Here is a 13,235-nt window from a genome sequence, read left to right on the forward strand (position 1 = left end):
CCCGTGCCACGGGCGCGCCGCTTCCCGTCCCCGTCGTCGACACCCCCGCCGACGGTGCCCCGGCGACCGGTGTCAACGCGCCGGTGACCGCCGGCCCCGTGGCCGACCAGAATGGGCCGGCGGCTCCTCAGCCGGCGTCCGACGACGGAGCTGTCGCCGTCGTCGGCATGTCCTGCGCGTTCCCCGGCGCCCGGGACCCGGACGAGTTCTGGGCGGCCATCGTGGCCGGGCGGTGCGCCGTCGAGCAGGTACCGGCCGACCGCTGGGACATCGACGCGCACTACGACCCGGACCCGGACCGGCCGGACACCACGCACTGCCGGGTGGGCGGGTTCGTGCCCGACGTCGACCGGTTCGACCCGCTCTTCTTCGGCATGTCCGGCCGGGACGCCGAACTGGCCGACCCGCAGCAGCGGCTGTTCCTGGAACACGCCTGGAAGGCCCTGGAGGACGCCGGCTACCCGGCTCCACGGCTGGCCGGGCTGGCCTGCGGCGTGTTCGCCGGCACCACCGGCAGCGACCTTCCGGCCCGCGCGGAGGAGGCAGGGCTGCCTCTGGAGGCCGGGGTCACCCTCGGCGGGTACTCGTCCGTCCTGGTCGGACGGATCTCGTACGTGCTCGACCTACGCGGCCCCAGCGTCGCGGTCGACAGCGCCTGCTCGTCGTCCCTGGTGGCGCTGCACCTGGCGGTGCAGAGCATCCGGGCGGGCGAGAGCGAACTGGCGCTGGCCGGGGGTGTCTTCGTCTCCGGCTCGCACCGGTTCCACGTGGCGATGAGCAACCTCGGTGTGCTCTCCGCCAGCGGCCAGTGCCGGCCGTTCGACGCCGCCGCCGACGGGTTCGTCCCCGGCGAGGGCGTCGGCGTGCTGGCCCTCAAGTCGCTGACCGCTGCGCGGCGCGACGGCGACCACGTTTACGCGGTGATCCGGGCCAGCGCCGTCAACCACGACGGCGCCACCAATGGCCTCACCGCGCCCAGCGCCCGCTCCCAGACCAACCTGGAGGTGGACGTCTACCGGCGCGCCGGCATCGACGTGCGGACCATCGGGTACGCCGAGGCGCACGGCACCGGCACCCGGCTCGGTGACTCGGTGGAGGCCGAGGCACTGACCCGCGCCCACCGGCGGTTCACCGACGAGCGGGACTACTGCGCCCTCGGCTCGGTCAAGGCCAACATCGGCCACACCGCCGCGGCGGCCGGCGTGGCCGGAGTGATCAAGGTGATCCAGGCGATCCGGCACCGGACCATCCCGCCGTCGATCAACGTCACTGAGCCCAACGAGCTGCTCGCGCTGGACGACTCGCCGTTCTACCTGACCACCGAGGCCCGCCCCTGGCCGGCGCCGGCCGGTGCGCCCCGACGGGCCACGGTCAGCGCGTTCGGCATCAGCGGCACCAACGGACACGTGCTCGTCGAGGAGGCGCCCGGGACGGGCGGGCACCACCGGCTGCCGCCGGCCGGTGAGCACCTGGTGCCGGTCTCGGCCCGCACCGGCGAGGCGCTGCGGGAGTACGCGTTGGCGCTGGCCGACGCGGTCAGCCGTCCGGACCGGGCGGACCGCCCGCGCCTGGCGGACGTGGCGTACACCCTGCAGGAGCGGCGGACCGCGTGCCCGGAACGGCTCGCGGTGCTGGCCGGCAGCCTCGACGAGCTGGCCGACCGGCTGCGCGCGTTCGCCGCCGGGCGGCAGGTCGCGGGCGTGGTGCGCGGCCGAGCCGGTACGTCCGACGACGCGGTGGCCGGCCTGCTCGACGGCGACGACGGGCAGGCGTACGTGGCGCTCCTGGTCGACCGGCGCCGGATCGCCGCGCTGGCCCGCGCGTGGGTGTCCGGTGTACCGGTGCCGTGGCACGGGCTGCACCCAGGTGACGTTCCCCGGCCGGTGCCGCTGCCCACGTACCGGTTCGCCCGCGAGGTCTACCGGCTACCGGCCCCGCCGGCCGCCCGTGCGGCCACTGTGCCGGCCGTCCCGACGCCGGCGGTCGCCAAGGCGGTCGGTGTGCCGCAGGCGCCGGCCGCGGCTGGCCTCTTCGCGCCGGCCTGGGAGCCGGCACCGGCCCCGGGCGGCGGTGACGCGCCGGCCACCCTGCTGCTGCTCGGCACCGACGACGACGCCCGTCACGTGCGGGTCCGTTGGCCGTCGACCCGGCTGATCCTGGTTCGTCCCAACGGAGCCGCCGGGACGGCCGGTGCGGTGGGCGGCCCGGCGCTGACCGTCCACCGGGTCGACCCCGCCCGCGCGGACGACTTCGACCGCCTAGCGGCGGCGCTGGCCGAGGGACCGGTACCCGACGGGGTGCTGCACCTGTGGCCGCTGCACGACGAGGTTCCCGACCCGGTGGACCGGACCGTCGGCGCGGCGCTGCGCCTGGTCCGGGCGATCGGCCGGGCCGGCCTGCCGGTGCGCCGCATGATCACCGTCATCCGGCACGCCGCCGCACCCGAGCCGCACGCCGAGGCGGTGGCGGCGCTTGCCGGCTCTGCCGGGCTGGCCGTGCCGGACCTGCGGTTCAGCACGGTCGGGGTCGGCGGCGACCTCCCGCCGGCGGAATGTGTCGACCGCTCGCTGGCCGAGTGGCACGGGTCGGATCCCGAGGTCCGCCACGTGGGCGGCGCACGGCTGGTCCGCCGACTGCGTCCGGCCGACGTGGCCACCGGCCCGGCGGTGCGGATCCGCCCCGGCGCGGTCTGCATGATTACCGGAGGCATGGGTGGACTCGGCCGGATCGTCGCCGCTCACCTGGCCCGCCGCCACCACGGCCGGATGGTGCTGGTGGGTCGCTCGCCGCTGACCGCCGACGGACAAGCCGTGCTGGCCGCCCTGCGGGGCGAGGGCGCCGCCGACGCGGTCTACCTGTCGGCGGACGTGGCCGACCCGACCGCCGCCCGGGACCTCGTGGCCCGGCTGCGGCAGCGGTACGGCGGGACGCACGTGCTGGTGCACGCGGCCGGCGTGCTGGACCCCCGCCCACTGACCGACGTGGACGATTCGGGCTTGGCCGCCACGCTGCGCCCCAAGGTGACGGGCGTGCTGGCGCTGGACGAGGCGACCCGGGACGAGGACCTCGACGCGGTGGTCCTGTTCTCCTCGGCCGCCGCCGTGCTTGGCGACTTCGGCCTCGGCGGGTACGGGGTGGCCAACCGGTTCCTCGACGCCTTCGGCGAGTGGCGGGAGGCCCGACGGGCCGCCGGGCAGCGTCGCGGCGCCACCGCCGTACTCAACTGGCCGCTCTGGGCGGACGGGGGCATGCACCTGCCGGGTGAGGACCTGTATTTGCGCTCGACCGGGGTGGTGCCGCTCTCCACCACCGACGGGCTCGACATCCTCGACCTGGCCCTCGCCCGGGGCTGGTCGCAGACCGTGGTGCTGCCCGCCGCAGCCGCCGGCGATCAACCGCCGGTCGGGGCTGTGCCGGCGGGAGCCGGCACGGTCCAGTCCGGTGGGGCATCAAACGACGCCCCCGACGACTGGCCCGAGCGACTGCGGAGCGAGGTGCGCGCGGTCGCTGCCGAGGTGCTACGGCTCGACGCCGACCGGTTGGTGCCGGACGAGAACCTCAGCGCGTTCGGCTTCGACTCGCTCAGCCTGAAGACCTACGCCCAGCGGCTGACCGACGTCTTCGGCGTTCCGGTCTCCCCGACGCTCTTCTTCGCCCGGGGCACCCTCCGGGAGGTCGCCGACCACCTCGCCGACCGGCACGGGGCGGCCCTGCGTGCCCGGTACGCCACCGCGCACCTCCCCGCCGACCCGGCACCCCACGCCGTGGCCGCCCCGCCGGTCCACCCCGTTTCCGCCCCGGCGCCCGTTCTCGCGGAAGGGACCGCCGCCGGTGCCCGGAGCGGGGCGCCGGAGCCGCCGTCGGGTGGCCCGCAGCCGGTGGCGCTCACGCGACCCAGGTCGGCGGAACCGACCCCGTCCGGCGCGAGCCGGGGCGGGGCACCGATCGCGGTGGTCGGCATGGCCGGCCGGTTTCCGGGCTCACCGGACCTCGCCGCGTACTGGCGCAACCTGGTCGCCGGCCGGGACCTGATCGGTGAGGTGCCGGCCGACCGTTGGGACTGGCGGGCGGTGCACGCCTGCGGCGGCGACACGGAGGGTCGTTCCCGTAGCCGGTGGGGCGGTTTCATCGAGGGTGCCGACCACTTCGACGCCGCCTTCTTCCGCATCTCCCGGCGCGAGGCCGAACTGATCGACCCGCAGCACCGGATCTTCCTGGAGACCGCCTGGGCGGCGCTGGAGGACGCCGGCCGGTCCACGACCATGCTCGCCGGCCGCCGGGTCGGCGTCTTCGCCGGCGTGCAGTTCCGCGAGTACGGGCAGCTGCTGGAGGAGGCCGGCATCCGGGTGGCGCAGATCGGCACCGGCAACGAGCACGCCATGCTGCCCAACCGGCTGTCGTACCTGCTGGACGTACGCGGCCCGAGCGAGGCGATCGACACCGCCTGCTCGGGGTCGCTGGTGGCGGTGCACCGGGCCATCCGCTCGCTGCGGTCGGGGGAATCGGAGCTGGCCGTCGCCGGTGGCGTCAGCCTCATGCTCACCCCCCGGTACCACATCCTGACCACCCAGATGGGCGTCGCCTCGCCCACCGGCCGGTGCCGTACCTTCTCGGCCAACGCCGACGGTTACGTCCGGGGCGAGGGCGTGGGCGTGGTGGTGCTCAAGCCGCTGGAGCGGGCGCTCACCGACGGCGACCACGTGTACGCCGTCCTGCGCGGCTCGGCGGTCGGGCACGGCGGCCGGGCCAGCTCACCCACCGCACCGAACTCCCGCGCCCAGGCCGACCTGGTGCTGGCCGCTTGGGACGACGCGGGCGTCGACGCGGCGGACATCTCGTACGTGGAGGCGCACGGCACCGGCACCGAACTGGGCGACCCGGTGGAGGTCGAGGGACTGCGGGAGGCGTTCGAGGAGGCGGGCCGGCGGGGCGGTCCGACGCCCGTCCCCGGTGGCTGCGGACTGGGTTCGGTCAAGTCACAGATCGGGCACCTGGAACCGGCCGCCGGCATCGCCGGACTGATCAAGGTGGTGCTGGCGCTGCGGCACGGGACCCTCCCGGCGACCCTGCACGCCAGCCCGCCCAACCCGTACCTGACCCTGGACGGGAGCCCGTTCCGGGTGGTCGACCGGGCCATGCCGTGGCCGCGCCCCACCAGCCCTGGCGGGGTGACGCTGCCGCGTCGGGCGGGCCTCAGCTCGTTCGGCTTCGGTGGCACCAACGCCCACGTGGTACTGGAGGAGCACGTCACGGAGCCGGCCGGCGACCCGTACCCGTCGGGGGAGCACGTCGTGGTGCTCTCGGCGCGTACCCCGGAGCGGCTGCGCGCGTACGCCGACCGGTTGGCGACCTTCCTGCGCGACACGACCGACGCCGACCTCGACCGGGCACGGGCGGTGGTCGCCGACGTGCTCAACGTCGCCCCCGCCGTTGTCGACCTGGACGCGCCCCTGGCCGAGCAGGGCATGGACCTTGTCGGCGCGGCCACCCTCGCCGGCCGGCTCGGTACCGTGCTGGGGACGGCGCTGCCTCCGGCGGCCTGCCGACCCGACACCACCGTGCGGGCTCTGGCCGCCCGGCTGCCCGGAGGTCCGGCGCTGGCCGACATCGCGTACACCCTGGCCACCGGACGGGCGACGCTGTCCACCCGGCTGGCGACGGTGGTCGCCGACCGCGCGGAGCTGGCCGACCGGCTGGCCACGTTCGCCGCGACCGGCGCCGCCCCGGGCGTACTGACCGGAACCGTCGCCACCCGCCGGGCCGACGGTACGCAGGCGGCGTCCGCGTCGCCGGAGGCGGCCGGTGTCGACCTGACCGGTACCGATCCGGCGAGCCTGGCGCGGGCCTGGGTGTCCGGGGTGGACGTCGACTGGACGGCGCGGCTGTCCGGCCGGCGGCTACCTCTGCCGACGTACCCGTTCGCACCCGTTCGGATCTGGTTCGAGACCACCGCCGGGGCACCCGGAGCCCTCGCCGGGTCGACCGGCGACGGCGGCGCGTCGCCCGAGGCCCGGCAGCCCGCCGGTGCCGTGGACGGACATCCGCTGGCGCACGGTGACGGCACCGTCGACGGACGCTGGCGGATGGTGACCCGCCTCGACGGGACCGAGTTCTTCCTCCGCGACCATGTGGTCGCCGGTCGGCGCACCCTGCCCGGTGTGGCCTACCTGGAACTGGCCCGGGTCGCCGCCCAGCGGTACGCCGGCCGGCCGGTGAACGTCCTGCGGGACGTGTTCTGGGCCCGGCCGGTGACGGTGGACGCCGAACCCGTCGAGCTGTACACCACCGTGACGGGCGCCGCAGACGGCGACCTGCGGATCGAGTTCCGGTCGACCGGCGGCGTCCCGTACGGGCAGGCCCGCACCGGCACGGTGCCGGACGCGTCGGCCCCGCCGCCCGCAGTGGACATCCCGACGGTACGGGCCCGGCTGGGTGCCGGCCGGGACGGCGCGGACTGCTACCGCGACCTGACCACCGCCGGCTTCGGGTACGGCCCGACCTTCCGCTGCCTGCGTGAGCTGTACGCGGCCGGGGACGAGGCGCTGTCGCGCTGGGCGCTGTCGGACGAGGCGGCCGGCGACGCCGACCGGTTCGGGCTGCACCCGGGGATACTCGACGGCGCGCTGCACACCCTGCTCGGGTTGACCGACGTCGGCGGGGCCGCCCCGTCGGTGCCGTTCAGTGCCACACGGGTGCTGATCGACGCGCCGCTGCCCCGCCGGGGCTGGGCGTACGCGGTCCGCGACGGTGCCGCCCGTGCCGGCGTACGCCGCTTCGACGTCACGGTCACCGACGACGCCGGGCGGGTCTCCGTCCGACTGCTCGGTTTGGCCGTCCGTACCCTCTGCGCCGCCGTGACCCCGACGGTCGCCGCCGCGCCGCAGCCGGCCGGACTCGCCATCCCCGGTCCCGGTCCGGCGTCGGCGGTCGGTGCGGCGCTGTTGTTCCGGGCGCGCTGGCGGCCGGCGGACCTGCCGGTCGCACCGGGGCAGCCGGTCACCGGGCGGGTGTTCACCGTCGGCGTGCCGGCCACCGCGCTCGCCGGCCCGGACTCAGCCGCTGCGGACGTCGTCGAGGCCACGCCGCTGGCCGTCTTCCGGGCATGCCGGGAAGCGGTTCGCTCCCGGGGCCCGGCGCGCCTGCTCGTCGTGCACCCCGTCGACCACCCCGAGGGCGCGGCGCTGGCCGGGCTGGCCCGGACCGTGCGGCTGGAGAACAGCCGGCTGCGCCTGTCGACGGTCGGCACCGACGGCACGTTGACCGCCTCGGCGGTCGCGGCCGAACTGGCCGCCGGTGGCGACGAGGTCGAAGTGCGGTACGCGGGTGGCCGGCGGCTGCGCATTGCCTGGGTCGAGGCGGAGCCCGCAACGGCGGCCGGTTCGCTGCTGCGTCCCGGCGCGGTCGCGCTGATCACCGGCGGTGCCGGCGGCCTGGGCCGGATCTTCGCCGAGTACCTCGCCCGCCGGGGCGCGGGCGCGTTGGTCCTGGTCGGTCGCGGCAGCCCCGACGCCGGGCTGGCCGGGTGGTCCGCCGACCTGGGCGTACCGGTGGTCTACGAGGCGGCCGACGTGTCGTGCCCCGAGCAGATCGGCGCGGTGCTCGACCGGACGCGGTCCCGGTTCGGCGGTGTGCAGGTCGTGCTGCACGCAGCGGGGGTGATCCGGGACGGGTTGCTCGCCACCAAGACCGACGAGCAGTGGCACGAGGTGCTGACCCCCAAGGTGACCGGCGTACGGGTGCTCGACGAGGCGACCGCCGGCGACGAGCTGGACCTCTTCGTGACCTTTTCCTCCTGCACCGGGCTGCTCGGCAACCCCGGACAGTCGGAATACGGGTACGCCAACCGGTACCTCGACGCCTTCGCCGTGCAGCGGGAGCACCTGCGCGCCCGAGGCGAGCGCGCCGGCCGTACCGTCTCGGTGGCCTGGCCGCTCTGGGCCGACGGCGGCATGCGTGTCGACGAGGTGGCCCGCGAGCGGCTGTGGCGCGACACCGGGCTGGCACCGATGCCGGCGACGGCCGGCCTGGCAGCGTTCGAGGCGGCACTGGCGGGCAACGAGCCGCAGGTGGGCGTCATGTACGGCGATCCTGCCCGGCTGCGGGCCCGGCTGGCGGCCGACACTCCGAGCATGGCACCCGCACCAACCACCGTGGACCTTCCCGCCGGTCCGGACGCGGCCGGTCGGGGCATGGCCGGTCCTGATGGGGCCGGTGCGGCGTCCGGGTCGGGCCTGGCCTGGTTGGAGGGGGGCCTCATCCGGATCTGCGCGGAGCTGCTCAAGGTCGACGCGGCCGAGTTGGACCCGGAGGAGGAGCTGAGCAGCTACGGCGTCGATTCGATCATGATGATGTCACTGATGAACGTCCTGGAGCGGGAGTACGGCGTCGTCGTCGAACCGGGCGTGCTGGCCGAGCACCCGACCATCCGGGGCATGGCCGCCTACCTGTCCGCCGAGGGCGTGGGCCCGTCGGCCACGGCTGCCGCGCCTGTGACCATCCCGTCGGCCGCGCCCGTCGTCATTCCGTCGGCCTCGGCCGGCGCCGCGCCCGCCCCGACCCCGGCCGGGGCGCCCACTGCGGCGCCGATGGTCGTGGTGAACCGGCCCTCGGCGTCGGCGGACGACGGCCGGATCGCGGTGATCGGCATGGCCGCCCGGCTGCCTGGCTCGCCGGACGTCGCCGCGTTCTGGGACAATCTGCGCTCAGGACGGCACCTGGTGGGCACCGTACCGGCCGACCGCTGGGCGATGGAGGGCTTCTACAGCGCGGACCGCACCGCGCCCCAGCGTTCGTACTCGCGGTGGGGTGGGTTCCTGGACGACATCTACGGCTTCGACGCGGCCCGGTTCCGGATCGGCGACGACGACGCGCTGGCCATGGATCCGCACCATCGAATCCTGCTGGAGCTGGCCGAGGAGCTGTGGCACGCCGCCGGGTACCGGCCGGCGGACCTGGCCGGCTCACGGACCGGGGTCTACATCGGCGGTGGTGAGAGCAACTACGTCCAGCGCAGTACCGAACGGCTGACTGCCGAGCACGCCCGCCGGTTGATCGTCAACACCATTCCCAACATGATGGCGGCCCGGCTGGCCGACGCGTTCGACCTGCGTGGTCCGGCGCAGAGCATCGACACCGCCTGCTCGTCGTCGCTGGTCGCGGTGCACAACGCCTGCCGCGACCTGCGGTCGGGCGACTGCGACCAGGCCGTCGTCGGCGGCGTCGAGCTGCTCGTGGACGGCTACCTGCACGTGGCGTTCAGCAAGGCCGAGGTGCTCTCCGACGACGACCGCTGCTACGTGTTCGACGAGCGGGCCAAGGGCCTGGTGATCGGCGAGGGCGCGGGTCTGGTGCTGCTCAAGCCGTACGCCGCCGCGCTGCGCGACGGCGACGATGTCCTCGCGGTGATCCTCGGCGGTGCGGTCAACAACGACGGGCGCACCATGGGACTCACCGTGCCCAGCGCCGAGGGCCAACAGGAGGTGCTGCGCCGGGCGTACGCGGCGGCCGGCATCGCGCCGGACACCGTCAGCTACTTCGAGGCGCACGGCACCGGCACCCTGCTCGGCGACCCGATCGAGATCCGGGCCGCCAGCCGGGTGCACCGGGAGTACACCGACCGCACCGGCTACTGCGGGGTGGGCTCGGTGAAGTCGAACATCGGCCACCTGCTGCGGGCGGCCGGCGTGGCGTCGCTGGTCAAGACGGTGCTGGCGCTGCGTCACAGGGTGATTCCCCCAACCCTTCACTGCGCTCGCCCGCACGCTCGGTTCCGGTTTCCCGAGTCGCCGTTCTATCCGGTGACCCGGCTGCAGGGCTGGGGCCCGCCGCACGGGCTGCCGCGCCGCGCGGCCGTCTCCTCGTTCGGATTCGGCGGCACCAACGCCCACCTGGTGCTGGAGGAGTTCACCCCGCCGGCCGGGCACCTGGTCACCCGCCGCCCACTGCCTCCGCCGACGTTTCGGCGTCGCCGGTACCGGCTCGGCTGGCCGGTGGTCGACCTGCCCGACATCGCGCCCACCCTGGCCGTGCCGGCCCCCGCCCCGCCGACCAGAACGGCGACCGACCGGCCCGGTGGTTCGCTGGAGGACCTGCTCGCCGCGGTCCGCGACCAGCGGATCGACCCCGACCACGCCCTCGCGCTGCTGGAGGCCGATCGATGAGTCCCACCGCCGACGCCCCGTCCGGCGGCGAGCTGCGGCAGATCCTGCACGAGCTGCGAACGGGCCGCCTCACCAGCGCGCAGGCATCCGCCCGCATCCGTCAGCTACGCGCCACGAGCGGGTGGACCTTCGCGTACGACGAGCCGCGCGTCCGCGACCATCTCGGCCGCAACCCGTTCGACGGGAACCCGGCGACCCGGGTGGTGCTCGGCGTGACCTGGTGCGCCGTGGCCGTGGCCGCTCGGCGCGCGGCCACCGGGGCTCCGGTGGCGGTGCGCGGACTGACCCTCGGCCGGCCGGTGCTGCTCGGGCCGGAGCAGTCCGCTCGTGTCCGGCTGGCCGACCCGGTCGGCGACGGATCGTTCTCCGTGCTGGTGGAGACCGGCGACGGCGAGCGCGAGGTGGCCGGCGGGCGGTTCGAACCGCTGGCTGACACCACCGAGCCGGTCGACCTGTCCGGCCTGCGCGCAACCGGTCCCGCCCTGCCCGGCGCCGCGCTGTACGGCGGAACCGAGAGCCAGCGCGGTCCCGCCCTGACCACCGTCGTCCGGGCGTGGCCGACGCCCGGTCAGGTGCTCGCCGAGCTGCGGCTGCCCGACGAGTTCGTCGGCTTCCGGTACGTCGACACCGCCGACCCGGCGCTGCTCGACGGGGCGTACGTCGCCAGCCTCGCCGCACTGCCTGCCCGTGCGGGAGCTGGCGGTGACCCGGCCAGCGCGGCCGGCGTGTGGATCCCGTTCCTGATCGAGCGGGTCCGCGCGTACGAACCGGTCGGCGCGCACTGCCACTGCCTCGTACGGCACGTGCGGTCGTTGCCGGACACCGAGGTCGTGGACGTCACCTTCTGCGCCGACGACGGCCGGGTGCTGCTCGCGCTGGACGGCTTCACCTACCGATACGCCCGGTACACCGCGTCGACGCCGGCTGGACCGACCACAGCCACCGGCCCGGTCGACACGGAACCGGCGGGTGGGGTACGGCAACGGGTCGCGGCCTACCTCACCGGCCGCCTCGCCGCGCTCAACGGGGACCGCCCGGTGGACCCGCGCGCCACCTTCATGGACCTCGGCATCGACTCGACCGCACTGATCGGGCTCGCCCGGACGATCGAGGGGGACCTGGGCCTGGAGCTGTACCCGACGCTCTTCTTCGAATACCAGACCGTCGAGGAGCTGTCCGCCTGGTTCGCCGGGGAACACCCCGAGGCGTTCCCGCCGCAGACCGTGGCATCCCCGTCGCCCGCCGCGCCGGCCGAAGCAAGCCCGTCCGCATTGGTGGCGGGGGCCGGCCTGTCCGTGTCGGCGGCGTCCGCCGTGTCGGCGGAGGCCACCCCGACCGCGTCGGCGGGAGAGGCCGCCCCGGAGGACGCCGTGGCCGGGCCCCGGGCCAGGGACCGACCGACCGGCCGGGACATCGCGATCATCGGCATGGCCGGCAGGTTCGCCGGCTCACCCGACCTGGACACGTTCTGGCACCATCTTCGCGCCGGTACGGACCTGATCAGCGAGATTCCGCCCGAGCGCTGGGACTGGCGGCCCTGGTTCGACGCCGACCGGGACCGGCCCGGTCGCACCTACTCGCGGTGGGGCAGCTTCATCGAGGCCGACCGGTTCGACGCCACCTTCTTCGGCATCGCCCCACGCGAGGCCCGCTGGCTCGACCCGCAGCTGCGGCTGCTGCTCGAGGTGACGCACGCCGCCGTCGAGGACGCCGGGTACGGCCGCCGCCTGCGCGGCAGCCGTACCGGTGTGTACGTGGGCAGCTGCTTCCGCGACTACTGGGAGGAGATCGTCCGGGCCGGCCTGCCGATCGGCGACTACGAGGGCGGTGCCGGGCTGGTCTCCGCGCTGGCCGGCCGGCTGTCCTACACCTTCGACCTGCGCGGGCCCAGCGTGCCGGTGGACAACGCGTGCGCGTCGTCGCTGACCGCGCTGCATCTGGCGGTACGCGCGCTACGGGGCGGGGAGTGCGACACCGCCGTGGTCGCCGGGGTCAACCTCATCCTCAGCCCCCTGCACCACGTCAACGGCTCTCGGGTGCAGGCGTTGTCGCCGACCGGCCGGTGCCACACCTTCGACGCCAGGGCGGACGGGTACGTACCCGGTGAGGGTGTCGTCGCGCTGCTGCTCAAACCGCTCGAGGCCGCGCTGCGGGACGGCGACTCGGTGCACGCGGTGATCAAGGGTTCGGCGGCCAACCACGGCGGTCGGGCCAACAATCCGACCGCGCCGCGCCCGGAGGCGCAGATTGGCCTGCTGGTCGACGCCTGGGCGGACGCCGGAATCACGGCCGACACGATCGGCTACATCGAGGCGCACGGCACCGGCACCCTGCTCGGCGACCCGATCGAGGTACGGGCGCTGACCGAGGCGTTCTCCCGGCACACCGACCGGGTCGGCTTCTGTGGGCTCGGCTCGGCCAAGGCGCACCTGGGGCATCTGGAGGGCGCGGCGGGGCTGGCCGGGGTGGTCAAGGTGGTGCTGTCGATGCGCCACGGCGAACTGCCCGCGATGCCCGGGTTCCGGGACCCCAACCCGTATCTGTCGCTGGAGAGTTCCCCGCTGCGCGTGGACCGGACCGTCACGCCGTGGCCGAGCACCGCGAGCGCACCCCGCCGGGCCGGCGTCAGCTCGTTCGGTCTGACCGGCAGCAACGCGCACGTGGTGATCGAGGAGGCGCCGGAGCCCGTGCCCGCACCGCGCACGGGCTCCGGGCCGCACCTCCTGCTGCTCTCGGCGCGCAGCGCCGAACGCCTGCGCGTGTATTCGGCGCTGCTCGCCGAGCACCTGGACCGGGTACGTCCGCCGCTGGCAGACGTCGCCCACACGCTCTGCGCCGGACGCGAGCCCATGCGGGTACGTCTCGCCGTGCTCGCCGACGACCACGACGAGGCGGTACGCCTGCTGCGCGCCACGGATCCCGGCACCCTCGGCGGGGCGGCGACCGGGGATTCGGCATCGGCGGCACTGGCCGGACGGTGGCTGGCCGGCGAGGACGTGCCCGCCCCGGACGGCCGGCTGATCCGGCTGCCCACGTACCCGTTCGCCGGGGAACGGCACTGGTTCCCGGTCACCC

At 75.3% G+C, this 13,235-nt stretch carries 2 protein-coding genes; both read left to right on the top strand.

The genetic code is table 11. The annotated features are described in order from the left end of the window. The first annotated feature begins 98 nt into the window (after positions 1-98). Complete coding sequence (locus tag E1258_RS22640) at positions 99-10,160, top strand: SDR family NAD(P)-dependent oxidoreductase (RefSeq protein ID WP_207919674.1); 10,062 nt, start codon at positions 99-101, stop codon at positions 10,158-10,160. Further along, a partial coding sequence (locus E1258_RS22645; protein ID WP_207919675.1) for a beta-ketoacyl synthase N-terminal-like domain-containing protein occupies positions 10,157-13,235 on the top strand: 3,079 nt, incomplete at its 3' end. The genes E1258_RS22640 and E1258_RS22645, both read left to right, overlap by 4 nt.

The sequence above is a fragment of the Micromonospora sp. KC207 genome (genome assembly GCF_004348615.1).
Taxonomy (GTDB): domain Bacteria; phylum Actinomycetota; class Actinomycetes; order Mycobacteriales; family Micromonosporaceae; genus Micromonospora.